Raw genomic sequence first — 26,817 nt, 5'->3', positions numbered from 1 at the left:
TCGGTAGAGTCGAGATGTGGCGCGGTGGCAGTAGGTTCGGTTTGTCTGTTCTCCGCCCCTTTCGTCTGGCGGTGCCCGAGTAACCTCACCCTAACTCCGTTTCCACACCCCGCTCATCGAACCGGACATGCAGATTTCCCGCATCCGGCTCTCGGACAGGACATCACGCCTTCGAACACGGCAGGTTACAGCCAAGGACCGGTCAGGCGCACGAGACCGAAGTGCCCGTAGAGGTGCTGGAGTGGATAGCTCCCGCCCCTGCGACGCCTGACCTTATGCTTGTTCCGTAACCACCGGCGCAACCGCGCAGCGGTATAGCTGTCGAGCGCCCGGTACGCGCGTCTGAACGTCCCTACCTTAAAGTAGTTCGCCCAGCCGCGTAGCATGCGATTCAACTTGCCAACCAGCTCCGTGGTGTCCAGCCACGTCATAGAAGCGGCGGTCAGCGCATGAACCTTCTCAACCATGCGCCGGATACTCTTCTTCGACGGACGCATGCCCATGCGGGCCTGGCCAGTCGTTGCTGAGTACATCCGCCCAAACGTGTAACCCAGGAAGTCGAATTCCCCTTCCGGAACTGCACAGATTTGTGTCTTCTCCTCGTTGACCGTCAGCTTCAGCTTGCTCATGATCTCGCGCAGTCGCGACAACGCTTCTTCAGCTTTGCCCCGCTTGCACAGGATCACCAGATCGTCCGCGTAGGTCACGATTCGACTGCCAAGACTTCGCTCAAGCCCGAGCTTCTTCCATGCCAACACAAACCGGCGCATGTAAATATTCGCCAGTAGTGGTGAGATGGGTGAGCCTTGCGGAATGCCTCGCCTGCTATCCTTGGCCTCGGTCGTACGTGTCTGGCGACCCCGGTTATCGGTTTCTTCAACGGAGCACTCCAACCACATCTTGATCAGATGCAGCACGCGCCGGTCAACGATGCGTCGCGCAAGCGACAACATCAAATCGGCGTGGGGAATACTTCCGAAGTAGTCCGCCAGGTCGGCGTCTACGACGTCCGTTTGCCCTCTATGCAGCCGCTCTTCCACCTCGATCACCGCTTGCTGGGCATTTCGCCCCGGGCGGTAAGCGTACTGCTCTGGTGGGAGGTCAGCTTCGAAGATCGGTTCGAGCACCAGCATCGCTGCTGTCATGCACACCCGATCTCGCAAGGTCGAGATGCCCAGTGGCCTCAGCTTGCCATTGGCCTTCGGGATATACACTCTTCTGATAGGGTCCGGCCGGTAAGTCTCCTGCCTGAGCGCAAGCGCCAGTTCGCCGAGCCACTTTGACACCCCATACGCCTCGACCTGCGCGAAGTCTTGCCGATCGACACCCGGCGCGCCCTTGTTCGAGCGACACTGGGCGTACGCATGCGCCAGCAAATCCTCACGATAGATCTTGTCGTACAGAGCATAGAAGCGGTACCCGGCTTCTGCCTTCGCTTTCGCGTGTAACGCCATCTGCAGCTTCTGAACACTGATCGGAGTTGATAGGTTGCCCAATCTCCAGGTCCCTCACTACGTGTTGCGTTTGTCTTGAACTGAGGCCCCTTTCCTCCACCGGCATTACCCGGCTTCAACGGTAATACGGGCCTCTCCGTCACCCTAAGGCGCCCGGCCTGTCCCTCGCGGGCGTCCGGTTGATCATCCCTAACCACGCCAAAGGGCTTCCCGTGTTGCGTGCGCTTCCCTTGTGTGCATGCTGTCGCCACTACCCCGGCGCAGCGACTGGGCGTCCTGCCTGCTCATTCACCCAGCCGTATCAGCCTTCCCCGTAATGGCAGTCGGGTCGGCCTGCGCATCGACCTTTTCGAGGCTTGCTCGGCGTTCACACGTGTTACGGCCTGCACACTCGCGCTGTCACCTTAATTTGTGACACGCTACACCGAAGGCTTCAGCCATTTCGTTACCTCCATAGCTGCTCCGGTTGCTTCCGGCTGGAGCGGTTGCCGGGTGGGGCTTACACCCACTGGGAAAGCGCCGCCTTTACACGGCGCACGCCATGTGCGGTCGGTCGACGTCGCCGTCGAAATTGCTGAAAATTGCTGACTTGAACCGACAGAGGAGAGATTACCCATGAGCTTAAAGTCACAGCGCGTACGAGAGATGGTTCGTGCTGCGGCGTATCGCGAGGCATATTTGATCGGCCGCAAGGCGTTGGAAGAGTCTGCGTGTGACGACGAAGTGATTGCTGCGCTACGCGATTTGACCACGCAGCTAAGGTCAAATTGCATGGACCTTGCGGCACGGAAGATGGACGTCGGTCCCGAGTATGACGCTCTTGAAAAGCTGCTGAGAGAAGCGAACAGATTGATTGGCGAAGACTTGTACGGGCGCAAAATTGCCTCACCACCAAGTCAGGAACGGTAGCGTGTGCCGAGGCCCTCAATCATGCCCACCTCCCCGAAGGGAGGGCGGTGTTCCATTCCATCTGGGTCGTGCGCCGCCGATCAAGCATAGGCGCCAGGCTGCCAACAGCGGTCATTGTGCCAAGCTTTTAAGATGGAGCCTGACTTTGCGGCTTTGTGCCGCTGCGTGACGGGTCTGATAGCGAAGCCTGAAATCGTTGACCCTAGCGCAAACGGCGCACGCTGCACGCGGCTATCGCGCTGAACCTGAGCCTGTCATGGCAACACCGCGGTGTCACGCAGACGATTAGTCAACCTGGCACCAACGACCAGAATCTGGGCACACAATGGCCCGTGCGCCGTTCAGCCAGACTTCCTCTGCGTCCAGTTGCAACGAGGTTGAAGGCGCGATGTCGAAGGCAACCTTGAGGGCGTGCCCAACATGGGCATCTTCGATGGGAAGCTCCCAGGTCAGAAATATTTGGATGCAATCCTGGTCCGGCGCGAAGTCGGCCACGTTAAAACCGCTGCTGCTGCGTTGAATGACGCCATGAGGCTGACCAGTATCGAATATCACAGCCGTTCCCCGGGTTAGGGGAATGCGATGGCCCGTAGAGGGAAAATGCAAGTCCAGACCCCTGTCCTCGCTCAGGAAGAGATTGCAAAAGGCCGCACCGCCATATTGCGCACCGTCATGGTGGTACTTCGCGCCGCGGCAGGCCATGAGGGCTACGTCACTGGAGGCGAGCACCTTAGGAAGTCCAAGCGCGCACGTCCAATCGGACACTGCCTGCACACAGCGCGTGTAGTCCGGCCAGCGCGCCTGCGCTCGCGCCAAAGGCATTGCCTCGACGTCCCCGGGCTCCAGGACCAGGCGCGACGATGTCTCTCTTTCCCAATCTGCGAGCAGGCGTGCAGGGGGCACGGGCACGTCAACCGAGCCTGATAGCACGATGTCACTCACGCGTCGACTGCGGATGATGTCGCCACTCCAGAAAAAGGAAGTCAGCATGTCTCGCACTCGATGCTGTTAAGGTGGGGGTGAATCTGGACCATTGTAACGATTCCAAGCGACCACTTCGGCCACAACCGGCCGTTCGCGGCCGGTTCGTGAGTGTCCGTTCACCACCGACCACCTGCCGTTCGCAGCGGCGGGGGACCTACAGTTTGTCGGCCTGCGCTCGCGGATTGGAGGCCGAGCCGACCGGCACCGTGACGGGGCCGCCGCTTCCGGAAACGCTGAGGGGGCACTTCCAACGGATTCCGGTCGACCACGTGTTCAGAAAACAGCCTCCTCAACGTTATGGTTCTGAGTAGAGCGGAGACGCCTGCCGTCTACGCGCGGGCTGACCCTGTATGCAGTCCGCGCCCGGATCGAACTCGCCCCGACACCCTGGTCACCGATGCGGATGTAACGGGCGCTCATGCTCGTGGTCCTCCGCTCTCGAATCAAGCCTCACACGGTGTCGTCAACGTGGCCCATCGTTCGACAATTTTCCGGTTCGCAAACCGCGACAGGACAAAGCCGTGAAACTCAATCTTTTTCCCGGAGATAACGTCGGTGGCGCGCCACGTGTTTCTGACCATCACCTTGTCACCTTCGGAAATCATGTCTTCGATCGTGACGTGCAAGTCCGGCCACTTTTGATAAGCCGCCTTCATCATGGCCATCGCGGCTTCGGGGCCGACCTGATGACCCGACGGTTCGTCGCGGCCGAGGAAATCCGCGCTGAAGTTCGCCGATGCGACTTCCGGTTTCTTCCGGTTGACGAAGTCTTCGAAGTGATCGGCCACGAATCGCTTCATCTCTTCCAGCGTCAGACCGGGATCACCCTTCAGCGGTACTTGAAGCGGTTCCATCGCTTCTCCTTAGTTCGTCAGCATCTTGAACGCATGCTGCCAGTCGTTCCTGAGGAATCCCGGCAGGCACCACAGCATGCACAGCGGCTCGATCGCGCGTGCCGATACGATGCTTCCGCAGTCGTAGGGCTCCCATCCGAACTGCCGGGCGATTGCGCCAACCCGGGCCTTCGCATCGTCGCTGTTGCCGCACAAAAACATCGTCGGCGTGCCTTGAGAAAAATGGGGATTCACCATGAGCGCGTTGCCGACGCTGTTGAAAGCCTTGACCACGTGGGCGAGGTGAACCTTCGCCTGAATCCTCTCGCCGAGCGACTCGTTCGGTCCCGTCGTATATTTCAGGACCCCGTTGACCGGCGACTCGTCGGCGAGCGGGTTGGTTGCATCGATGACGGTCTTGCCGGCGAGATTCTCCGGCCCCGCAAGCTCGATCACGCTCTCAGCGATGCGGCCGAGCACGGCTAGCACGACGATCTCGCCAAACCGAGCGGCTTCGTCGAACGTCCCGGCCCTGGCTCCGGTTGTATTGCGGACCCAGTCCTGTATCTCCTTCTTGTGCGGATCTCGGGTGCCCAGCATCGTGTCCTGGCCATGCTTGACGAAGCCGGCGCCCAGTGCTCGGCCGACATCACCTGATCCCAATACGCCTACGTTCATCTCATCCTCCTCGGTTGGTCATAGCCAGCCCTACGTCAATACTCAGGCACGCGGGTCATGAGGCACGCTCGCCGCTTTCTCGTGGAGTAACGACAGCCCGATCCTGATGCCGAACCCGTGTGCGTAAGCCAGTTGCACCAGCAGCATGGCCGCCGGTTCCGCGTAGCGCGCAAGGGCGAGCGGTCCCGCATCGACCGGCTCGGCGTCGAAGTGTTGCGACCACGGCCCGCGCATCGCTGTCATCGCCGCACACGAACACGCCCGCGCGGTTGCCACCTATCAGCATGCTGGGCGAATGCATCAGCTCCGCAAAAGGCGGGATGGCCTTGGCCAACTTCGCCCATGGCGCGAGCCTGGCGATCTCTTCGGCGCCCGAGATGGTTGTCCCGACGAGCAAGCCGCTCATGTCGGGCTTCAGTACCTGCATTTCCAGAGTCATGATGCGCCCGCGCTTTGCCACGGCCCGCGGAGTAGTTCTTTACGTGATCGATGAACGCACGCAGCTTCGGCATGATCTGCCGACGGCTTGAATAGTAGAGAAACACACCCGGTATCACCGGCGCGAACGCCTCCAGCACTTGCACCAGTTTTCCCGCTCTCAGCCGTTCGGCGGCCATCGGTTCAGGTAGCTGGGCAAGGCCTACACCTTCGATTGCCGCACCCAGCATGGTAGGAAAATCATGGGCGATGAGCGGGCCCGACACGGCGAACTCGATCGCGCGGCCGTTGTCGTTGAATGACCACGGCGCGAGCGCACCGTTGGAGCACCGCCATCGCAAACATGCATGTTCGCGCAGATCGTCGATGCGTTCGGGACGGCTGCGGTCTGAGAAGTAGGCAGGACTGCCGATGATGACGAAACGAACCGGAGGCGTCAGCGGTATCGCGACCATGTTGGCGGCGACGAACTGACCTAGCCGCATGCCGGCGTCGAATCCTTCCGCTGCGAGATCGATCAGCTTCTCGCTTGCGTCGATCTCCACTTCGACCTCGGGATAAGCCTTGCAGAACGATGCAATCAGGGGTTCCAGCAGAATCGGCACCGCCGCGCGCGGCACTGAAAGACGCAACAATCCGGCGGGCCGCTGGCCGAGTCCGCGCGCAACCTCACTGGCGGCGACAAGCTCTTCGAAGGCAGGCTTTGCACGCGAACGAAACCGTTCGCCCGCTTCTGTCAGACGCACACTGCGCGTGGTGCGTATGAAAAGCGCTGCGCCAATGCGCGCTTCAAGTACGCGCACTGCCTGGCTGACGGCCGACGGCGTCACGCCGAGTTCGGCGGCCGCCCGGCGAAAACTGCGATGCCGGGCAACGCTGAGGAACGCCTCCACGCCATCGAGCGCGCCCTGCCTGACTGTGAAGTTCTGCTTCATAGCCCATCAACATTGTGATGAATAGTCGCTCGCGAGATGCCATGGTACACCTACGCCTGCAGATGAGGCGTCGCGCAGATCCCGACGCGCGAGCCCGGAACAATCCGCTTGAGACCGTGGAGGAACCTCGCAATGAACGATGTGCTTGATGGCGTGCGCGATCACTATCGCGCGACCGGCCTGACCGAGCGGCTGAAAGCCGCACTCGCAGTCCTTGGACGGGAGGATCAGCTGCTCACACCGCAGCAACTGGACGCCCTCGACCAGTTTCACACCCGTGGGCTCGCTGCCACTGCCGAGCTTGCCCAATTGGCCGGGATCACCGCCGACACGTCGGTGCTGGACGTCGGTTCGGGCATCGGCGGGCCGGCCCGTGTTCTGGCTTCAACCCGTGGCTGCAGGGTTACGGGTATTGACCTCAGCGAACCGTTCGTGGATGCCGCGCGCTATCTCACCCAGCGCACTGGGCAGAGCGAACAGGTGTCGTTTCGCACCGCCAGCGCGCTGGAACTTCCCTTCGAAGACAGCCGTTTTGATGTCGTGTTGCTGCAGCATGTGGCGATGAACATCGCCGATCGCGCGCGGCTTTACCGAGAGATCCGGCGTGTCCTGAAGCCGGGCGGCAGATTTGCGACGTTCGACGTCGTCGCAAACGGCAGCAAACTGCACTATCCGGTTCCGTGGGCGCGAACCCCGGCCACAAGCTTTCTCCTGACGGCCGATGCAACACACGAAGCAATCGAAAAAGCAGGTTTCCGCACGCTGGTATGGCAAGACGACAGCGAGGCCGCAAAGTCCTGGATCACCGAACGGCGTGCATCCGGGCCTCCGCCCTCGCCAAATCTCAGTGTGGTGCTGGGGCCAGACTTCGCGCAGCTTTTCACCAACTTGGGACGCAATCTCATGGAAGGCCGACTCGGCATTCTCACTGCGGTATTCGAGGCCGCCTCCACGAAGCCCCGGAATCACATGGAGAACCGCTCATGATCACCGCCCCTGTTCCTGTTGGTACCGTCCAACCGCGTCCCGCTTGGCGCGGCCTGCTTTGGATCGCACCGCTGACGGTCCTGTGGACTGACTTCATCTACTGGCTGCCGATAATCCCGGCTAGCGGCGTTCCAACCACCGCACACCAGCTGACGGCCCACGCAGTTATCGCGGTCGGTTTATGGCTCGGCCTCGAAAGCACCGACCTGACGCCGGGCCAACGCCGCACGGCCTGGCTTGCGGTCACGATTCCATACACACTTTGGTTCGCTGTCGCCTGGAGCGCGGCCATCAATGGCGTCTTCCGCACCAGCACGTCGCCGTCACCGGTGCCGTTGCTGCCGTTGGCGATCTTTCTACCGGTGCTGATCGGTGCGCCACTGTTGCTGTTGTCGAGGCGGGTGGGTCAGGTGCTCGATGCGATGCCGGTAACCTGGCTCGTTGCCATTCAGCTCTATCGCGTATTCGGCAGTTGGGCGCTCGCTGCCTCGCTGCGTGGGGAGATGCCCAGCGTGTTCGCTTTGCCGGCGGGAATCGGCGATGTGCTGACGGGCGTGTTCGCCGTACCGGCGGCAATCGCCGTCGCGACCGGCACGGCCGAGGGTCGGAAAGCAACAATCATCTGGAACATCTTCGGCCTCGCGGATTTCGCAATTGCAGTCACTATGGGGGTGATCACTTCGCCGGGTCCGTTCCAGCTAATCGTTCCGAATGTGCCAAGCATCGGTGCCGGCGCTTATCCGGATGTGTTGACCCCGGCATTCGTGGTGCCAAGCTCGATTCTGCTGCACGCGCTGTCGCTGCGCCAACTGTTCCGACGATCCGCGGGCTGATCTCGTTCCTGCTCCTTATCGAGGATCCTGCCCCGTCTGCGAAAGGCTCTCCATTCCGCACGATCAAGGTCGGCCTGTAGACGCGATTGAGCCATTACTCTAGTTTGTCCCGTTCATGCCCTTCTGAAGGAAGAGGCTGCAACAGACAAACTCAGCCTGCAGTCAGCGTGAGAAGTCGCCGTTACCGATCACTCGTCGTCCGACGCGACCCGACGAACGGCCGCTGCAATTGCGAACTGCCGTTCAAGCACCCTCGACCCGGGCGGCAGCAGTGGGTCGGCTACGGAAGTTGGCGGCGATGCTGCGGCGCAACCGCAGCAACACAGGTCGACCGTCCGGGCCCGGCCACTGGACGAAACCGCTCGCGCGGTAATAGGGCTCCGCCCCAACGGTAGTGGTCCCGGAGAAGAAACCGACTCTGTTTTCATGCTGAAGGGCGAGGCAACCCGACGACACCGCTCCCGCTTTGCGTCCCACCTTCATCTGCCGGCACTGCGGTGCACCGATGATCGTCATCGATGTCCTCGAGCGCAGCGCACCCATCCGCGCGCCACCCGTACAGCGAGCCGCAGCATGACCACAAGCGTTTCGAGACATTCAAGCCGACCGTCGGCTCTCCGGCAAAGGGATCCGATAGCGGACGCTTGCGTCCCTGACCTGGACCAGCCGGTGCCGCGTTCTGCCTGCCGTTACAAACGTACACCGCGCAGCTTCGCCAATGTACACCCCCTCCACATCAACGCGCTTCGTCCGACCTCTGCGTCAGCCCCACGCCGCGTGCTACCTCTCCAATCCCCATAGCGCTAAAGGTTCCGGCCGTGCCGGGACACTCCGCGGTTTCCTCCCTTGAGGTTTATACGACGCCTGCCCGCATGCGCCTGGGGCGTACGTCTATGCCCGTGGTCCAGGGCAGGCATCCTATAAACCTAAACACAAACGGACAGTGCCGAGCATGAAGCCAATGTCCGCAGCCCGCGCGGTTCCGGTCACAGGATCACTCGATTGCCACCGAGCAACTGTAGTTGACGCGGCTGTTTGCCATCAGGTGACGAGCCGATGGCCTAGAGATGAAATAGGACTCGCATCGGCCATGCACACCACCAGAACGCTTCGCCCATGGTGGCGGCTTGGAGACGCGAGCGAGTCGCGCCATTTCTCTCGTTTAGTAGTGCACGTACGCATACGTCCACCATCCTTTACGCGCTGGCGCGACCTTTCATATCTAGCGGACGCAATGGTTAGAGGCGGGCACCACCCGTCGCGTCGATCACCTGTCCCGTAGTCCAGCGTGCCTCATTCGATGCAAGGAAGGCGATGACGTCAGCCACATCGGCAGGTTGACCCACTCGCGAGAACACCGACATGGCCTCCGCGCCGGCGCGCGCCTCCGGTACCGTTATCCACGCCGCATTCATGTCAGTCTCCGTCACGCCCGGCATGACCGTATTCACCGTGATGCCGCGAGAACCAAACTCAGGGGCAAGCGCCAGTGTGAGGGTTTCAAGGGCACCTTTCGACGCGGCGTAGGCAGGATGCGTTGGAGCCGCGACACGCGTAAAGCCCGTCGAAACGTTGATGATTCGTCCATTGTCGCGGATGTGATCTGCAACAGCCTGAATCAGGAAGAACGGTGCCTTGAAGTTGACGGTCATGACCTCGTCGAAGGCGGATTCACTGGTCTGAGACAGGGGAATCGCCGGTGCTACGCCAGCATTGTTGACGAGAATGTCAAGCCGAGGTTCGCCCGTGGCGGCGATCGCGGCTGCCTTGAACTGCTCCCAGATACTGTCCGTTGCTTCTTTCCCGCGACTCAAGTCCGCATTGATGGCGACGGCTTTTGATCCGAGCGCCTCGATCTCGCGGATGGTGGTGTGAGCAGCTTCCGCGTTGCTGGCGTAGTGCACACCGATGAGCGCGGCCCCTTCTCTCCCAAAGGCCAGTGCTACAGCACGGCCAATACCACGCGAGCTTCCTGTTACAAGGGCCACCTTGCTTGAAAGTTTTGCAGACATCGACCACTCCTTTTCGACTAAATTTAATAGTGATCGTTATAATAATAACGTCGGAAGACACCTGTCAACGATTTTTATAGGAATCGATATAAAATGAGCGAGCCCGCCCGGAAACGTGGCAGACCGAGGTTGCTGGACCGCGATGTGGGGCTCGATGTCGCCGCGCGGCTGTTCTGGGAGCGTGGATACGAAGGCACGTCGATCGCCGACCTGACCCAGGCCATGGGCATTCCGCCGCCGTCCCTCTATGCAACGTTCGGTTCGAAGGAGGACCTTTACAGACAGGCGCTCGACCATATCAGCGAGCGTGAGAACAAGCAGTGTCTGGAAGCGCTGCAGGGGAAGATGCCGGCCTACGATGCGATAGCGTTCTACCTGCACGACGCCGCGGCACGCTTTACTGACCTGGGAAGGCCGCGCGGCTGCATGATTTCGACTGCTGTTCTTCAACATGCCGAAAAGAGCGAGTCTGTCGCCCAGACGGTCGCCGCGCGGCGCGAGCTTGGGTTACAGGCCATCAAGGCACGCCTCGACCGTGCCGTCGCCGAGGGCGAGCTTGCCCCTGAGACCGACACCGAAGCTCTCGCACGCTTTTATTGCGCAGTTGTGCAAGGCATGTCGGCGCAAGCCTGTGACCGTGCATGCAGGGCAACACTGAAGCGGCTGGCTGATATTGCGTTGTCAGCATGGCCTTGGCCTCAAGGTCATCGCCGGAACCCGGTTCCGTAAGTGCATTGGTTTTCACCAAAGACGACACGGCTGTACCGCCGGGGCTCGGCCACAAGGAGTCAAGCGAGATCGATACGCGAACGACTGCCTTCGTTAAGACACTATGACTTTCCGTGAGGTAGAGGCTGGCCCGCCGTGAGGAATCAAACGCGGGTTAGCATCGCTGCCAGAGCCGCACGGTGTGGACGGTGCCACACCCGGCGATTTCCCGCACGGAGGCCAGCATGGAACACGATAGCACGCTGTACGTAGGACTCGACGTTCACAAGGATTCGATCACTGTCGCCTATGCGTTCGGCACGGGCGAGGTCGAACTGCTCGGCAAGACCGGTACGACGAAGACGGATATCGATCGCCTGTGCAAGCGTCTTCAATCGAAAGCGCGACACGTACGCGTTGTTTACGAGGCAGGACCATGTGGCTACGGCCTTTACCGGCAACTGGTGGCAGCCCCCCGCCTGCCATAGAGCGTTTTGCAAACCTGCCGCAAGAGCCTGGAAGCTCTCTCCGCTATCAACGACGCTGGCGTACTCCCAGCGCGAGAACGCCAGCACAAAGTGATAGAGCATGTGTCCGAACGCGACGCCGGCGATCGTCACACCCAGTTTCTCCATATGCGTGAAGTCGGACAAGCCCCGTACGCCGGGCTGATACCTCTGGGGGAAGAACACTTCCTTGCTGGGCCCTTCCAGCGCACGCCACCGGCTGACATGCCGCTCCAACGTGCGCCGCATTCCGTCGGGGAAGCGACCAGAATGGTCTTCCTGCAGTTTGCGCAGCAAGGTGACCGCTTTGAGTTTCGGGAAACTGCGTAGTAATGGCACGACTTCGCTATCCCAAACATCAGCGAACGGATTGGCGCGCGTGCGCCATTGACGTTCTGGCTTCTGCGAGGGCAACTCAGTGGCGTTCGTCGCGCGACGTGCAGTGCGCACGCTCATACCCGCTTTCGCGGCGGCAACTTCCTGGGTGTGATCTTTGCGCTTGGTCATGTAGAGATGAACCTGTCGATCGGTAATGTGAGTACCAGGCATTGGTTGACTGTTCTTTTAGCTTCAGTCAGCCATCCTAAGCCCCCGCCGAATCGGCGCTGCCGGTGGCTCGTCGTCTGCGGCGGCTACGCCGCCTTCGACTCCTCACCACCGGCCATCATAGTTGTCGCAAAAGCGGACTTCGCAATTGTCGCGCACCATGCGGGCTCCAGCGGGGAGCCTGTCGAGGCGGCCACCTCGACGTCGTCCGTGCCTGCGAGAATCGCCCACATAGCATGACGGCACGTTACGGCCTACAGAAATCTTTCATACACGAAACGCTCAAGCAATTAAGAATCCGCTGGCGACAGGGTGTCGCACTGCGCACGCGAATAAACCATTTATAGTGCACTGCACAAACCCCGTCCGATCGGCAAATGCGATCTGACGACCGTGCCCGGCGTTGCCCGGTTGCGGACAGACATGCCGCTGAAGGTGATTCGACACGCCTGTCAGCTTCGCCGGTTCCTGGTTAGCCATCAAAATGAGGTCTCTGTGAAATACCTTCCCCGCATCGCCGCGTCCGGAGCGCTTATGGTCGTCGCTCTCGGCGTCGTCACGTTCGCCCAGATCAAGTTCGCTCCACAGTCCGCAGAGGCCAACCCGGTCGCACGGATCGTCCTGAACGTCGAGTCGTGGAACGGCTGAGCGACTCCACCGCTGTATGTAGCCCGCGCCCCGCAGGCAAAGAGAAACCCGCCAGGCTCCGGAGAGAACTGGCGGGTTTGAGCTACTGATTTCGGATTCACATACCAGGCGATGGTAACGGAGTTGACGCCTGCTCACGCTCCTCCAGCGACCAGTCAGCGTGCGCTGATACGTGTCACCCCTCTTGCTGATCCCGTGCAGATTCACCTTGCCGCCCGAACCCGTCTGCCTCGGTACGATCCCAACCCACGCGGCAAACTCCCGCGCCGAACTGAACGCTTTCGGATCGCCCATCATCGCGACTGCCGCCGTTGCCGTCAGCAGTCCGACGCCGGGAATATCGCCAATTGCCTTTACCGATTTGTCTTCCTTCTTCCACTCGCGCATGCGGCGCTCAATCTGCGCTACCTGTTCGTCCAGCTTCGCCAGTCCGTTCCACTGCTCGCGAAACCTGTCAATGATCACAGCAGGCAGACGCTCAGCGAGCCGTTCGAGCACCACTGGTATCTCCTTGTCCAGCTTGCTTCGCCCCTTGCTCATCACCTCGCCGTATTCCGTCAGCAGTCCTCGCAGGCTATTGGTCTGCATCGTTCGGAACTTGAGCAGTTGCTGCCTCATCCGGTGCAGCCCAAGCATCGCCTGCTGCATCTCAGTTTTTACCGCTACCGGCTTGCCTGGCTGCTGTACTGCCAGCCAGATCGCCCGGGCGTCCGCCGCATCGCTCTTGTTGCGGACATTGAATGCTTTCACAAACTCCCCCGGCATCAGCTTCACCTCGTGGCCCATCTTCGTCAGTTGCCGGGCCCAGTGGTGCGCACCACCACACGCTTCTATCCTGATCAGGCACGGCGCACGGTTCGCGAAATGTTCAAGGAACTTTGCCCGCTTGATCGGCTTGTTCACGATCTCGCCGGTTTCCTGATCGATGTAATGCACCTGGAACACGTTTTTCGCGATGTCCACGCCGACTGCTGTACGATTCACGACTGGATCCTCCGGTTGCCTTGGGAAACTTCCTGTTTTCCACGTGGGTACATCGATGCCGTTGGCCAGTGAGGATCCACCTTGATTTGCTCACTCGGTCACGAAGTGGGACGCGTTCATTTCATTCCTCGAGATTGCGCAAACTTAACGAATAGGCGACGTACCATCGCACGCACAGCAAAATCACTTCAAGCGGGTAATGAAGCCGCTTCAGGACCTTGGCCAGGCCCGGGGCAAGTGTGGTTCGCGGTGTCTTCGTCTTCTTCATCAGACAGCTCAGAAATTTTGCTGCCCAATTTTAACCCGGCCCCTTACTGCAACAAAACCGCCGCATCGGTCTTGTTGCTCTTTACTAAGGCCGGACGAACTGCGGGGCGATCAGTCGGACGGTGTGTCCGAGCTTTGCGAGCTCCCGGCCCCAGTAGTGCGACGAGCCGCATGCTTCCATGCCAATCACACACGGTTCAAGCGTGGCGAAATACCGAAGTACATCCGCGCGTCTCAGCTGTTTGCGTACAACAATGTGGCGTTGCGAATCCACTGCGTGAACCTGCAGCACGCTCTTGGCCAGATCCAGTCCAACAGTCGCTATATTCATGATGAACGCTCCTTTGCCGTGGACGTCACGACTTCTCCACTTTGGCATAAATCTCTCGCCGCTTAGCGGGAGTCGTCCATCACATCAGAGCCCATTCAATGCCCATGGACGCTAGCGCCTGCGGAGCGGTTTAGCACAAACATTTTTTTTGGTCACTGATCGCGGAAGGGCCCCGTCCGGCCTGTTCACGCGTCAGCAGCCGCGATCGCCAACCAAAAAATCTCTGCTTTATGCGCTGCAAAGCATAATCGTGAACCCTGTTCATTGTCCTTAAATGAGTCAGACACCCCGGTCCCAAGTCCACGGGCATACGGCGTTACTTTTTATTATTGCACCGACTATCGCGCCGATTCAACGCATGATCCCGAAACTCGCGGCAGCAGTTAATGTTCCGGTTCGGTTGCGCAGGCCTGGTTGCTTCGGGATCGTCTCGTGCGCCGCATGATACACATCACCGTCAGGATGACCGGCAGGATCAGCAGGCCCTCGATGAGATCAGGATCTGCGATGAAGTGCGCAGCGTGGACAGACCTGAGTGCGACTCCGGACAGCGACAGAACATAGTAGGAAATGGCCGCAACAGACAAGCCCTCGACGGCATGCTGAAGCCTTAGCTGGTTGCGGGCGGTCCGATCCATGCCTCTCAGGAGGCGGGCGGTATCCGCCTCCTGGGCTATGCTGACACGCGTGTGCAACAAGTCGACCGCTCTCGCGACGCGGGCCGCTATCTGCTCATGCCGTAGCCAGACGGCTTTGCACGTTGCCATGGCCGGGCCGAAGCGGCGCTCGAGGAATTCGGCGATCGTGGGCATACCTTCGATAGGCTCCTCACACAACTCGTGAATGCGAGCTTTCACGAGGTCTTCGTAGGCGCGGGCGGCGCTGAACCGGGATCCCGCGTCGGCCAGGATTGCGGTGCGCGCCGCCAGATGAGTCAGCTGGGCTAGTACAACATCCCGTAAATAGCTTTAATAATTATCGGGCTGCAAATAAGGCTGCAGGAGCGTGACGACGAGCTCGCTCATCTCGTCGAGCGAACCCGTGCCCGGCAGCGGTTCCCATCGGCCCGTGTGGCTGCGAAAGGCGGCACTATAACTATTGCGGCCGAGGTCGGTGAGGCGCGCCACAACCGTCGGTTCCTCATCATCGAGACGTTTGATCAGCAGGTGCCGACCATACGCTTGTGTGACGATCTGCTCGTGGCCGAGCAGCCCGCGCAGTTGACGCTCAAGTTCGGTCGCGTAATGTTTAGTGGGTATGGCTGGCATGTCAGTCTCTCGATTACGATGCGCCAGTTTGCAGCGGATAGCCCCTGAAAGTCCATTTGAAGGGGCGTGCTGTCTGATTATGCGCGCGGACAAACTGCTCGGTACGCTCGCGCAGGTGCGCGGTGCTGGTATGGCTGGCGTGGCGTAGTACCCGGCGCGTGTAATGGGCGAACCAGAGTTCGATCTGATTAACCCAGCTCGCGTGCAGCGGGGTGAAGTGGAAATGAAACCGCTCGTCGTGCCGTGCATTGAATGCCTGCCAGACGGCCTGGGCGCGATGCGTATTGAGGTTGTCCCAAATCACATGCACCTGCTTGCTCGGGTACGCAACCGCCACGCGCTCCATGAAGGCGACCAGGTCGCCCTGGGTGCGGCGCTCGCGACAATCTGCCAGCACCTGCCCGGTATGTACATCCAGCGCAGCAATCAGCGCCTGGGTGCCGTGGCGAATATATTCAAACTCCCTACGACGCAGCCGTCCCGGCGCCGGCGCACGCCCCGGGTGCTTACGTTCGATGGCTTGAATGCCAGTCTTCTCGTCGATGCTGAGTACCACCGCGTTTCGAGGGACCTTGCGGTAGAACCTGCAAATCACATTGACCTTCTCACGAAAAGCCGGGTCGGGACTGTGTAGCCATTGCTTAACCCGGTGCGGTCGAACGTCACCGGCCTGCAAAATGCGCTGCACATGACTGCGGCTGATCTGTTCGACAATGCCGCGCTCGATCGCGCGCGCTACGATCTCGTCCAGCGTTGGCGTAACGCGTCCCTCGGGTTCGTGTGCTTCACATGCCAACGCAATCAACTGCAGTCGTGTTTCTTGCGTGATGCGAGGACGACGGCCGCTGCGCTCACCCTCGCGCAGGCCCCGCGCACCTTGCTGTGCGATGCGCTTGCGCCACGTGCAGACCGTCTGCACCGATATGCGCAGCTCCCGAGCAATCACCGTATTCGCGTGTCCTTCGTGCGCCCACAGCGCGATGCGTGCCCGCATCACATCTCGCTGAGTCGCGGTCTTCCGCTCGATCAGCGACAGTAGTTCTTCTCGTTCTTTCTTCGCCAACTTCACTGGCGTTGCATGACGACCTTGGCTCATCCCGAAATGATAGCCAAGGCAATTATTTAATCAAGCTATTTACGGGATGTTGTACTAGCAGCGCCGCGTCATGTTGTCTGCCCTGCCGTTCATCCATGCTCCGCATCAGTGAAGCAAGCGATAGTTCTAGTTCGTCCAGACTCCTGCTCATCTCGCGTGCAACCGGCAAGGCAAGCAAGGCCATCATGCGGTAGGTTTCGATTTCATAAAGACGCTGCACAAGGCGACCACTTTGTACCGGGCGTAAGCTTTTGTCGACGATAAGGAAACGCAGGAATCCGTCGGCCTGTATTGTCCAGTCGCAGAACACCTGTGCGCCGCCAAGGACCTGGCTTCCTACCATCGACGAACCGTCGAACCACGCGCTCGCGTTGTCGGCCGCCATACTGGTTTCTTCGCTGGACACGAGTTCGATGCGAGTGGCGACGAAACGCTTCCCTCTCAGCGTTTGCAACCACGCGGAAGGAATGTGTTCCGTCGCGAGCCCCGAGAAGTAGTCCGCATCGTGGCGGTGGGTGATGAAGCTGAACGTGGAGAACTCGGTATGTCGCTCCCACTTCAACTGCCGTTCGGGGCACCACCGTTCGTTGTAGTGTGTGGCCTGCGGCGCGGGTTCAGGCAGACCGGTGAGTTCGCACAATGACTTGAGGAGTGAGTGATGGACTGCCGTGTCGCCAACGGCGTAGATGGCGTAGTGCGTCAGCGCGACCGATCCGGCAATCCGGAGAAACGGGCGCGCATGTAGTTCGTTTGCGAGGTGCAAGCGCAGGGGGTGATCCATCGTCGGGAGACCACTTGCATGACGCACAGTCAGGCGCCGCCGAGGAAAGATGGCGTTGCCCCATCGAGCGGCCCGGAACGCCGGTAACGCCCAAGTGTCAGCGTCAGCGCGGAGGCGGTCAGCAGCAGAACCGGTATCACATGGAGAGCAAGATCGTAGCTGCCGTGGCGATCGACGCAGGCGCTGAGGTCTACCGGACCAATTACGGCGCCGAGCCCGTATCCCGAAAAGGCGATGCCGTAGAGTGTGCCAAACGCGCGAAGTCCAAAATGCGATCGCACCAGGTAAGAAATCAAGTCTCCTTCCGCGCCGATGGTGAGGCCGACTAGCGTAGCGGCCAGAAGAAGTTCGCGATAGTCCCGTGCGGAATGCAGTAGGAATACCCCAGCGGCACCCGCGACGAAGAACACGAACACGACAGCACCGGCGTGGATACGGTCGAAAAGCAGGCCCGACCCCAGCCGGCCGCTGGCGGCTGCAGTTGCCTCCAGATCGAGATTGCGGCTACGGGATACGCATATCAGGCGGTTCCCCGGCTTGAGTAATGCTCGCGTCAATGCGGCGCCAGTGCCACGCGATGTACCGGTAATGATGATCGGATGCGGCTTTTCTCTCATGATCTGTACTGTCCTGGTTGGGGAGGATAGAGTCGAAGCGTCGGTGCATTTGCAACCATCGCCGGAAGTCGCTGATGATCACCGACTCACGAATCTTTGCAACTGAAGGCTTTTCGGTCGCACACACGCCCATCCGAATCAGGAACCGGCGTCGAGCAGGTGGGTGAAGCTGTCGGTCAGATGGTTCAGACGATGAAGCAGAATGCCGCACTGGTCGAAAGCAGTGCGCAGGCCGAGAGCCTCAGGCAGCAGGCCGCGCAGCGGGTCAATTCGTGGCGCGGTTCCAGCTCTGACGGGTCGTCGCGAGACCGGTCGGTTCGCGACGTCGCATCGTCAGGTAGTTCTTCGGCACGCTGAAGCATCGGTTCCTCACCACGCCAGGCCCAAACGGCCGCTCCTCGATGTCACGCACGCTCAGCTAAAACCGAAAGGATCAGTGCACCGCGGGCGCGCGGCGCAACTGATCACCGTCCTCTGAATTACGATAGCCGTTTGCCCAGCGTTTCCGGCACCATCGCCAGCCCGAGAAGTGAGACCAGGCCACAGCCGATCACGTAGAAGGCGGGTGCGTTGGCATTGGCGGTCAGATGGATAAGTATGGTCGAAAAGAACTGCGAGAAACTGCCGAAGATCACGACAGCCCCGTAGTAGCTGACCGCCACGCCTGTGGCGCGCAGCCTCTGGGGCAGCACTTCGCTGACCAGCACGAGCGTAGCGGCCGAAGTCATCGCCATTGGCACTGCGAGGCAGGCGGCCACGATGAGCAGACGCACGAGGGTCGGTTGCGCGTTAAGCAGCACGAAAGCGGGGTAGATCATGGCGACCAGTGCCACCCGGGACCAGAACACAACCTTGCGTCGGCCGATCCGATCACTGAGCCAGCCGGAGAAGGGTGACAACGCGGCGAGGATCAGTGACCCGACGAAGCCGGCCCAGATCGTCTGCGAGAGGGGCATATGCAGCTGGATGACTGCGTAGTTGGGAAGATAGAAGACGACGATATGCACGGCCGATGCAAGACCGATCATGACCAGAACGCTGGCCACCAGCTTGGCCCAGTGCTCTTTCAGCAGCTGCCTGGCTCCGCCTGCCGTCGCCGCTTTCGCATGCGCAGGCGTCAAGGTCTCTTCCAGACGCCGCCGGATTATCATGCTGACCGGAATCACCATGATGCCGATGACGAAGGCGATGCGCCAGCCCCAGCCGCTCAGGGCGCTCGGGTTCAGCAGATTGCTCAGCGTCAGCGCGACCAGCGCAGCGAGCACCGCGGCGAGACCCTGACTGAACGGTTGCCAGCTGGTGTAGAAGCCGCGCGAATGCTCGTCGGCATACTCGAGCAGCATGGCGCTGGCGGGTCCCATTTCGCCGCCGATCGCGAAGCCCTGAAGCAGCCTGGCGAGGACAACCAGCACCGGTGCCATCAGGCCGATCTGGGCATAGGAAGGCGCCAGCACGAGGATCATTGCGCTCAACCCCATCAGCCACAACGTGAGGATCACCGCTGGCTTGCGGCCGACGCGGTCGGCGTAGCGGCCAAACACCAAGCCGCCGAGGGGCCGCATCACATAGCCGATGCCGAAGGTTGCGAAGGACAGAAGCGTCTGTCCGAACGCATTGCCGACTGGGAAGAAGAGTGGGCCGATCAGGGTCGCGAAGAAGTTGTAGACCACGGAGTCGTATAACTCCAGGCCGCTGCCTATGGTGATCGCAGTGATGGCCCACGCGTTGGACAATGCCTTGCGTGGCGGTGCGTCGCTGGCCATGGCGAGAAGCGGTGCTCTTTTGGCTGAATCGTTGTACATGATGTCTCCATTGTGACGAGCTCGATGCTCGTTCTGACTGTTGCTGCATGATCCGCACGGTTGTGTGCGGTTCGCAGCTCGGGCTAGGTAACGGCGGTCATCAAATTCATGATCGGCACTGTGATCGCGCGGCAGCCGCCTCGGCGCGTTCGCACACGATGCACCCTGCCGGGTTGGCGGCGCGCATCACATCTGTCCTGCTACGTCGCGCTCAGGTTGAGCGTTCGCTCAAGCTCGGCGCCGGCGGTTTCGCCAACACGCCAGCGCGCCATCAAGCGATCCCACTTTGTCCGCACCGCGGCCAGGTTACGTGCCTTGACATGGCCGTAGCCGCGAATCTCTTCAGGCAGGCGCGCGATCTCCAGCGCCAACGTGAGGTTGTGGGTCGAGAGCGCCGTGAGAAGTTCTTCGATACAGGCGCGGTATTCGCCAATCAATGCACGCTCCGTCCTGCGTTCGTCGGTGTAGCCGAACGGATCCAGCCCGGTACCGCGCAGGCCTTTGAGCCTGGCGAGTCCGCGAAAAGCGCGGCGCATCCACGGGCCAAAGGCCTGCTTGACGAGTTCGCCCTTTTCGTTGTGTTTGGCCAGCAAAGGCGGCGCCAGATGATGAACAAGTTTGTAATCCCCTTCAAACATCGCCGCAATTTTGGCGGTAAATTCCGGCGCGGTTTGCAGCCGCGCTACTTCGTATTCGTCCTTGTAAGCCATCAGTTTGAACAGATAACGCGCGACCGCCTCGGTGAGTTGGGTGCTGGCAAGCGGAGCTTCGGCAGCGCGAACCTTCTCGACGAACGAACTGTATCGACTGGCGTAGGCACGATTCTGGTAAGCAGTGAGGAACTCAACGCGCTTGGCAACCATATCCGTGATAGATGGCTTTCTGACGAACTCGATCACCTTCGGGGCCGCAAAGCTCGCTTGCACAGCCTGCAGATCGTGGGCGCAACGACGGCCCCACTCGAAAGCCGCCTTGTTGTTTTCGACCTGCACCGCGTTCAATTCGATTGCCCGCATCAGGGCGTCACGCGTCAGCGGCACGCGGCCTTTCTGCCATGCGTAGCCGAGCATCAGCAGGTTGGTGTAGATCGACTGCCCCAGTAGCGCGGTGGCAACCTGCTCGGCATCGAACATGCCAAGGTGGTCAGCGCCGACCGCCGCGGAGATGGAGGTCATGCAACGGTCGACCGGAGACTGCCAGTCTGGATTGCGGATCGCTTCCGCCGTCGGCACGCCGTGGGTGTTCAAGGCGACGAAAGTGTGACCCTGGCGCATCGTCGCGAGCGTCGTCTTGTTGGCGCCCACGATCGCATCGCATGCGATCACCAGATCGGCCATGGCGACGGCGACCTTGGTTGCGTGAAGCGCCTCCGGGTCGCGGGCGATCTGGATATGGCTCCAGGTGGCGCCGCCCATTTGCGCCATGCCAGTGGCATCCTGCGTGATGACGCCCTTGCCTTCCAGGTGGGCAGCCATGCCGAGCACCTGGCCGATGGTGACGACGCCGGTACCGCCCACGCCCGCCACGACGATGCCCCACGCCGAATCCGCCGTCGGCAACACCGGCTCCGGAATCGACGGGAAGTCGGTGTGCTTCGCCTTGGCCGCCGCCGCAGGCTTTCTGAGCTGCCCGCCCTCGACCGTGACGAAGCTCGGACAGAAACCTTTGACGCAGGAAAAGTCCTTGTTGCAGGTGTCCTGATTGATGCGCCGTTTGCGGCCGAACTCGGTTTCCACGGGTTGAACCGCGAGACAGTTGCTCTGCACGGAACAGTCCCCGCAGCCCTCGCACACGAGCTCGTTGATGATCACACGCTTCGCCGGGTCCGCCATGGTGCCGCGCTTGCGCTCGCGTCGCTTCTTGGTCGCACAGACCTGGTCGTAGACGATGACGGTGACGCCCGGTACGTCGCGAAGCTCGCGTTGCACGGCATCGAGGTCGTCGCGGTGACGGACGGTGACACCGGGCGCGAGGTTCGCCGTGCCCTCATACCTGTCCGGCTCATCGGTAACGACGACGATCTGCTTCGTGCCTTCTGCCGCGAGCTCGCGCGTCATGGCCGGCACGTCGAGTTGCCCGCCGACCGGCTGCCCGCCGGTCATGGCCACTGCGCTGTTAAACAGGATCTTGTAGGTGATGTTGATGTCCGCAGCGATCGCTTGCCGGACAGCGAGCGACCCGGAATGGTTATACGTGCCGTCGCCGAGATTGGCGAACATGTGCGAGCGCGTGCTGAACGGCGCCTGACCGACCCATGGCACGCCCTCGCCACCCATCTGGCTCCAGGAGGTCGTCGAGCGGTCCATCCAGACCGCCATTCCATGACAGCCGATGCCGGCCATCGCGATCGAGCCGTCAGGCACCTGGGTGCTCGTGTTGTGCGGGCAACCAGGGCAAAACCATGGCAGGCGATTGCCATCGCTGCCGTCGTTGGCGACGAGTTCGCGCTCCTTGGCCTCGATGATTGCGATGCGCGCATCCATCCGCGCGGCGACGTCTTCAGGCACACCCAGCATCTTCAGGCGACGGGCAATAGCCTTGGCGATGAGCGCAGGCGTGAGGTCTGCGTTGGCGCGCAGCAGCCAATTCGCGCCAGGGTTGCTGTGACTCCACTCTCCGCCAAAGTGTTCGCCATCGCGTTCGTTGTATTTACCAATTACATGAGGTCGAGCGTTGGGCGCGCAGTGATAGAGCTCGTCCTTGAGTTGCTGCTCGATCAGCGGGCGCTTTTCCTCGACAACCAGTATTTCTCGCAGACCGTGTGCGAATTCGCGCACGCCGGTTGGCTCCAGCGGCCAGATCACGCTGACTTTGTGCAGACGGATGCCGAGGGTGCGGCACAGCGCGTCATCGAGACCCAGGTCGGCCAGCGCCTGCCTCGTATCACTGAAGGCCTTGCCGCTCGCGATGATGCCGAAGCGATCCCGCGGCCCCTCGATCACGTTGCGATTGAGGCGGTTGGCGCGGATGTAGGCCAGCGCGGCCGGCCACTTGACCTCCATCAGCCGCGCTTCCTGAACCAGCGGTTCGTCCGGCCAACGGGCATGAACGCCGCCTGGCGGCATCTGGAAGTCTTCGGGCAGCAGAATCGGAACGCGGCCAGCATCGACGACAACTGACGACGCCGCCTCGATCACCTCCTGAACCGTTTTCATCCCGGCCCATAGACCGGAATAACGGCTCATGGCCAACGCATGAAGTCCGAGATCGAGAATCTCCTGAACACTCGCCGGAAAGAAGACCGGCATCCCGCAAGCGATCAGGGTCGGGTCGCTCTGATGCGCAAGGGTGCTGCTCTTGGACAGATGATCGTCACCGGCCACCGCGAGCACACCGCCCAGCGGCGTTGTGCCAGCCAGGTTGGCGTGCTTCAGTGCGTCCGCGCTGCGGTCCACGCCCGGTCCCTTCGCGTACCAGATCCCGAACACGCCATCGTACTTCCTGGTGGCGGGATCGAAATCAAGCTGCTGCGATCCCCAGACGGCCGTAGCGGCCAGTTCCTCGTTGAGGCCGGGCTGGAACACGACGTGGTGAGCAGCGAGATGTTTTTTCGCTTGCCACAGTGCCTGGTCATAAGTGCCGAGCGGCGAGCCCCGGTAGCCAGAGATGAACGCCGCGGTATTGTGTCCCGCGCGTGCATCGCGTTCGCGCTGCAGCATCGGCAGGCGCACGAGCGCCTGGACGCCGTTCATGAACGCGTGGCCCGTCTCCAGCGTGTATTTGTCGTCGAGTGTGACGACTTCGAGAGCCTTGCGGGTGGCATCGGAAAGCGGGGCATTCATGTAGCGGTTACTCCGAAGTGGTGAGCGGACGGCGGGCGAGAGTGCCCGGGCCGCTTACGTCGCGATTCATTGATCCCGACGGGTGTCAGTAGGTTGTGTCGTTGATGCCGGGAAGCTGATGCCGAACTGCTCACCCAGCGCGCGAAGCTCCTGCGCGATCTCGGGGGGCAGCATGATGCCGCGCTGCCGGCGCTCGCGTTCCATTGCGTCGCCACGGTGGCCAGGCAACCTCGCGTCGTCGCCGCCCGAGTTCAGGTAGGTCCCGGTCCATTGCGACATGTATTCGTCAAAGACTCCCTGCGTGGCAAATGCGCCGGGTTTCACCATCCAGAGAAAGCCACCCTGTCGTCCTGCGGCGCCGGCCTTCTGAACATCGTCTCTTGCGGTGCCGAGCGAATCTGCGGTGGCGGTCAGTGCACCAGCGAGGCATTCCACCATCATCGCAATGCCGATTCCCTTGTGTCCGCCCATTGGCAGCAGCGAGCCACCTAGCGCGCGATCCGCGTCGGTGGTCGGCGTACCCGACGCGTCCAGCGCCCAGCCTGCGGGGATCGGCTTACCTTCGCGTGCGGCGAGCAGAATATGTCCGCGCGCGGCGACGCTGCATGCGATGTCGAAAACGAGCGGAGCCTGGCCAGGCACAGGACAACCGAAGGCGATCGGGTTGTGGCCGATGGCTGCGTGCTGGAAGCCTTCCATCGCGAGGATCGGCGGCGTACGTTGGCCGATCATGCTGAATGCACCCGCCTCGGCGCCGAGCAAGGCGTGGATGCCGAGCGCGCCGAGGTGGCCGCTCGATTGCACCGCAATCAGCACCGATGCGCTGGTGGCGAGGGCCTCGATCCCCAGTCGTACCGCGTAGGGGCCGGCGAGTTGTCCCATCGCGCCGTCTGCATCGAGCACGATCCCGCCTGGGAACGTGCGGTGGCGCATGGCTGGGCGTGGGTTGAAGTCGCCTGCTCGCAGACGCTCGGTATAAGAGGCCATGCGCGTCATGCCGTGTGTCTTATAGCCTCGCAGTTCGCTGCGCACCAGCACCGCGGCGGCTTCGACCGCCTGGTCAGCTGGCATGCTGCAGGCTTCGAAGATCCGCGCTGTCCAGTCCTCGAGTGCCTGACAATTCCATTGGTTATTCGCCATCGCTTTTCCTAACTCATGACCACGAGACGTTCTGAAAACGGCCCGGAATAGACGCACTGGTAATAAAGAGGCTGGTCGCGCAATGTGTACCCGCGCAACTCCATGATGAAGCCGGGTGCGTCCGTGCTCGACTGGAGCTCACGAGCGGCCGCGGCCGGAAGCGCCGCGAAGCGGATCCATTGATCGACTCGCAGCGTGGGCAGCGCGAGCCGTTGGCCGAGGAGTTCACGCAGGTTCTTCTCGAGCGAAACGCGATCGAGATCGCCCAGTCGCGCAAAGTGGTCCTCCCGCAGCCAGAACTCGCTGTAGAGATCCACACGTCCGCCGATGCTGATGGTGCGCTCGATGCGTACGAAGTCTTCGCCACCGAGGAACGCTGACCACGGTCCGCCGCGCTTCATCCGCTTGACGGAGCGCGCATGCACGTAGGACGTCAGCTCCTTGTTCTCCGCGTCGCGAAAGCGCAGGTAGCGCACGTCGGCGGGCGCTACTTGCGTGCCCGAGACAAACGTTCCCCGGCCTTGCTCGCGGGTAATCAGTCCAGAGTGCACTAGCCGGGCGAGAGCCTTCTGAATGGTGCCTACGCTTACACCGTGACTCGCCGCGAGTTCTCCCTCGGAGGGCAACTTGTCCCCCGCGCGGAGCGACCCCGATTCAATGTGACGGATGATGGCGTCGGCCACGCTGGCAAGCTTGCTCACTTCGCTATCCTCAAAGGCTGCGTTCGAACCGGCTGATCGCAATCTCCCGGACGTTCAACACCTCGCTCGTGAGTTGCGTACCGGAGGCGACGTCCATTGCGTATTCAAAGAGCTGATCGCCGAGCGCGGAAATTTTCATTCCGGCTTCGAGAATTGCGCTGACATCGAAATCGATGTTGTCGGCCATCGTGCGAACCGTATTCAGGTTGCCGCAGACCTTGACCGTCGGCGCGATCGTATTGCCGATGGGATTGCCCACCCCGGTGCCAAAGAAGATCAGCTGGCAGCCGCTTGCGGCCATCGCGGTCAGGTTTTCAACTGCGGCAGCCGGCGCGTCCATAAAGTGCAGGCCCTTGCGCTTCGGCGCTTCGCCGTAGCCGAGCACGCCGACCAGCGGGGTCGAGCCGGCCTTGGCCATCGCGCCGAGCGCTTTTTCTTCGACGGTCGTCAGGCCGCCGCGCTTGTTGTCAGGCGACGGCTGCGCCTCGCGCATGTCGACGCCCCGGCTGATAGCACCGTTCTCCATGTTGCGCACGGCTTCCACGAAGGCCTTTCTGACCGAATCGTCGATGGCGCGCGCGGCAAACAGATGGTCGGCGCCGATGAATTCCGATGTTTCCGAAATGATCACCGTGGCTCCCGCTTCGATCAGATGATCCGCCATGCGGCCGATAGTCGGATTGCAGCTCAGCCCCGAAGTCGTGTCCGACCCGCCGCATTCCACGCCAATGATCAGTTCAGAAACGGGGCACGGCTCCCGTCTGGCTTTTGATGCGCCCAGCGCGAGCCGCGCGGCCCGCCGGGTGCCGTCGGCGATGCAGTTGATGGTGCCATCGGGCTGCAGATGGACTGCTTCGACCGGCTTGCCGGTGGACCTGATGCGGCGCGCCACTTCTTCGGTCGACGACGGTTCCAGTCCCACCAGCAGCACGGCTGCGATATTGGGATTGCGCCCGAGGCCAGCCAGTGATTCGAAAGTGAAGTCGAGGTCCGCACCGAACTGCCCGCGTACGAAAAGCGTGGTGATCGGAATGCATCCGTTCACTGCCTGGGCGATTGCGCGCGTGGCCGGATTGCAGTTATCCATGACCGAGATCACTGCCACGCAGTTGCGTACGCCGACGGCGCCGTTTTCACGCCGGTAGCCAAGAAAAGTTTGAATCATCTGCCTACTCCTTATTCAGATCGCCGCGGCCGCGGGCGGATTCGATGTTGTGCACATGGGTGTGTTCACCTACCTTCAGCGCACGGCTGGCCTTGCCGATGACCTGGCCGTACTTGAGCACGTTGGCGCCGTTCGGGGTGTCGACGACACAGACCTTGTGACCGAACGGCACATCCTGGAGCAGCGTGACGTGGCCGGACGCTTCTCCCTGCAGGGTGCAGGCTTCTCCTGCGCGCCCAGAGTCGATCAGCGTAGCCACATTGTCGGACCGGTTAAGCACGATGGCGCGAGACATGATCAAAGTCCTATATAGAAGTGTGATTGAAATGTAGCTATCGTACGGCGCACAGTCAAGAATAATTCGCCTAGGTGCTTGTACCAACCAGCCGTATCAGAAGTAACACCTATATAG

General features: G+C 61.2%; 21 protein-coding genes and 7 pseudogenes. 5 read left to right on the top strand and 23 right to left on the bottom strand.

Going from position 1 to position 26,817, the window contains the following annotated elements; all coding sequences use genetic code 11:
* Positions 1-185 precede the first annotated feature (185 nt).
* Positions 186-1,496, bottom strand: a complete 1,311-nt coding sequence (gene ltrA, locus HWY30_RS28765) for a group II intron reverse transcriptase/maturase (protein ID WP_244145047.1) — start codon at positions 1,494-1,496, stop codon at positions 186-188.
* A 573-nt stretch (positions 1,497-2,069) separates the two neighbouring features.
* Here ltrA and HWY30_RS28760 point away from each other — a divergent pair.
* Positions 2,070-2,363 (top strand): hypothetical protein, encoded by a 294-nt coding sequence (locus tag HWY30_RS28760; RefSeq protein ID WP_090812301.1) that lies wholly within the window; start codon positions 2,070-2,072, stop codon positions 2,361-2,363.
* A 285-nt stretch (positions 2,364-2,648) separates the two neighbouring features.
* Here HWY30_RS28760 and HWY30_RS28755 read toward each other — a convergent pair whose 3' ends face one another.
* The 5 genes and pseudogenes from HWY30_RS28755 to HWY30_RS28735 form a co-directional block, all read right to left on the bottom strand.
* Entirely contained in the window at positions 2,649-3,353 is a 705-nt protein-coding gene (locus HWY30_RS28755) for a hypothetical protein (RefSeq protein ID WP_090812300.1), read from the bottom strand.
* A 437-nt stretch (positions 3,354-3,790) separates the two neighbouring features.
* Positions 3,791-4,135, bottom strand: coding sequence for an ester cyclase (locus HWY30_RS28750; RefSeq protein WP_244145046.1), 345 nt, complete (start codon positions 4,133-4,135; stop codon positions 3,791-3,793).
* 75 nt (positions 4,136-4,210) lie between these two features.
* Positions 4,211-4,858: an NADPH-dependent F420 reductase gene (locus HWY30_RS28745; protein WP_090812298.1), complete on the bottom strand. Its 648-nt coding sequence runs from the start codon at positions 4,856-4,858 to the stop codon at positions 4,211-4,213.
* Between the two features lie 42 nt (positions 4,859-4,900).
* Complete coding sequence (locus HWY30_RS28740) at positions 4,901-5,101, bottom strand: hypothetical protein (protein WP_090812297.1); 201 nt, start codon at positions 5,099-5,101, stop codon at positions 4,901-4,903.
* A gap of 218 nt (positions 5,102-5,319) precedes the next feature.
* Positions 5,320-6,231: pseudogene (locus tag HWY30_RS28735) on the bottom strand (LysR family transcriptional regulator); the annotation flags it as partial.
* 132 nt (positions 6,232-6,363) lie between these two features.
* Here HWY30_RS28735 and HWY30_RS28730 point away from each other — a divergent pair.
* On the top strand, positions 6,364-7,218 hold the full coding sequence (locus HWY30_RS28730) for a class I SAM-dependent methyltransferase (RefSeq protein ID WP_090812296.1): 855 nt from the start codon (positions 6,364-6,366) through the stop codon (positions 7,216-7,218).
* Positions 7,215-8,051 (top strand): MFS transporter, encoded by an 837-nt coding sequence (locus tag HWY30_RS28725; RefSeq protein ID WP_090812295.1) that lies wholly within the window; start codon positions 7,215-7,217, stop codon positions 8,049-8,051. Before HWY30_RS28730 ends, HWY30_RS28725 begins: the two co-directional genes overlap by 4 nt.
* 243 nt (positions 8,052-8,294) lie before the next feature.
* Here the strand turns inward: HWY30_RS28725 and HWY30_RS28720 are convergent, their stop codons facing one another.
* Positions 8,295-8,567: a hypothetical protein gene (locus tag HWY30_RS28720; RefSeq protein WP_167368816.1), complete on the bottom strand. Its 273-nt coding sequence runs from the start codon at positions 8,565-8,567 to the stop codon at positions 8,295-8,297.
* Positions 8,568-9,289: 722 nt separating this feature from the next.
* Positions 9,290-10,063 (bottom strand): SDR family oxidoreductase, encoded by a 774-nt coding sequence (locus tag HWY30_RS28715; RefSeq protein WP_090812294.1) that lies wholly within the window; start codon positions 10,061-10,063, stop codon positions 9,290-9,292.
* A gap of 93 nt (positions 10,064-10,156) precedes the next feature.
* Between HWY30_RS28715 and HWY30_RS28710 the strand changes: the two genes are divergently transcribed.
* Positions 10,157-10,792, top strand: coding sequence for a TetR/AcrR family transcriptional regulator (locus tag HWY30_RS28710; protein WP_090812293.1), 636 nt, complete (start codon positions 10,157-10,159; stop codon positions 10,790-10,792).
* Positions 10,793-11,016: 224 nt separating this feature from the next.
* Positions 11,017-11,238: pseudogene (locus tag HWY30_RS41930) on the top strand (IS110 family transposase); the annotation flags it as partial.
* On the opposite strand, the pseudogene HWY30_RS28705 reads toward HWY30_RS41930, so the two are convergent.
* From HWY30_RS28705 to HWY30_RS28640, 15 genes and pseudogenes are all read right to left on the bottom strand, one after another.
* Positions 11,239-11,826: pseudogene (locus HWY30_RS28705) on the bottom strand (IS21 family transposase); the annotation flags it as partial.
* 801 nt (positions 11,827-12,627) lie between these two features.
* A pseudogene (locus HWY30_RS28700) lies at positions 12,628-13,455 on the bottom strand (IS110 family RNA-guided transposase); the annotation flags it as partial.
* 124 nt (positions 13,456-13,579) lie between these two features.
* A pseudogene (locus HWY30_RS28695) lies at positions 13,580-13,723 on the bottom strand (IS6 family transposase); the annotation flags it as partial.
* A 61-nt stretch (positions 13,724-13,784) separates the two neighbouring features.
* Positions 13,785-14,053: pseudogene (locus HWY30_RS41925) on the bottom strand (IS110 family transposase); the annotation flags it as partial.
* 383 nt (positions 14,054-14,436) lie between these two features.
* Positions 14,437-15,003 (bottom strand): annotated as a pseudogene (locus HWY30_RS28690) (DUF3422 family protein); the annotation flags it as partial.
* 18 nt (positions 15,004-15,021) lie between these two features.
* On the bottom strand, positions 15,022-15,321 hold the full coding sequence (locus tag HWY30_RS28685) for a hypothetical protein (protein WP_090812565.1): 300 nt from the start codon (positions 15,319-15,321) through the stop codon (positions 15,022-15,024).
* A gap of 13 nt (positions 15,322-15,334) precedes the next feature.
* Positions 15,335-16,417, bottom strand: a complete 1,083-nt coding sequence (locus HWY30_RS28680) for an IS630 family transposase (protein ID WP_090812564.1) — start codon at positions 16,415-16,417, stop codon at positions 15,335-15,337.
* 22 nt (positions 16,418-16,439) lie between these two features.
* Positions 16,440-17,198, bottom strand: a complete 759-nt coding sequence (locus HWY30_RS28675) for a DUF3422 domain-containing protein (RefSeq protein WP_090812563.1) — start codon at positions 17,196-17,198, stop codon at positions 16,440-16,442.
* 29 nt (positions 17,199-17,227) lie between these two features.
* Positions 17,228-17,815, bottom strand: a complete 588-nt coding sequence (locus HWY30_RS43095) for a hypothetical protein (protein WP_244145045.1) — start codon at positions 17,813-17,815, stop codon at positions 17,228-17,230.
* Between the two features lie 479 nt (positions 17,816-18,294).
* A complete protein-coding gene (locus HWY30_RS28665) occupies positions 18,295-19,617 on the bottom strand; it encodes an MFS transporter (protein WP_090812562.1) in 1,323 nt (440 codons plus the stop codon).
* A gap of 200 nt (positions 19,618-19,817) precedes the next feature.
* Positions 19,818-23,399 carry an indolepyruvate ferredoxin oxidoreductase family protein gene (locus tag HWY30_RS28660; protein ID WP_090812561.1) on the bottom strand — a complete coding sequence of 1,194 codons (3,582 nt, stop codon included), beginning with the start codon at positions 23,397-23,399 and terminating at the stop codon, positions 19,818-19,820.
* A gap of 66 nt (positions 23,400-23,465) precedes the next feature.
* Complete coding sequence (locus tag HWY30_RS28655; RefSeq protein ID WP_090812560.1) at positions 23,466-24,539, bottom strand: Ldh family oxidoreductase; 1,074 nt, start codon at positions 24,537-24,539, stop codon at positions 23,466-23,468.
* Between the two features lie 8 nt (positions 24,540-24,547).
* The gene (locus tag HWY30_RS28650; protein ID WP_090812559.1) at positions 24,548-25,240 is read right to left on the bottom strand and encodes a GntR family transcriptional regulator; all 693 of its coding nucleotides are present in this window, start codon (positions 25,238-25,240) and stop codon (positions 24,548-24,550) included.
* A gap of 10 nt (positions 25,241-25,250) precedes the next feature.
* Positions 25,251-26,405, bottom strand: a complete 1,155-nt coding sequence (locus HWY30_RS28645; RefSeq protein WP_090812558.1) for a UxaA family hydrolase — start codon at positions 26,403-26,405, stop codon at positions 25,251-25,253.
* Positions 26,406-26,409: 4 nt separating this feature from the next.
* A complete protein-coding gene (locus HWY30_RS28640; protein ID WP_090812557.1) occupies positions 26,410-26,700 on the bottom strand; it encodes a UxaA family hydrolase in 291 nt (96 codons plus the stop codon).
* Between the last annotated feature and the right edge of the window lie 117 nt (positions 26,701-26,817).

The sequence above is a fragment of the Paraburkholderia tuberum STM678 genome (genome assembly GCF_902833905.1).
Lineage (GTDB): Bacteria > Pseudomonadota > Gammaproteobacteria > Burkholderiales > Burkholderiaceae > Paraburkholderia > Paraburkholderia tuberum.
Note: the sequence above shows the minus strand (reverse complement) of the source record. Positions and strands in the feature narration are given on the sequence as shown.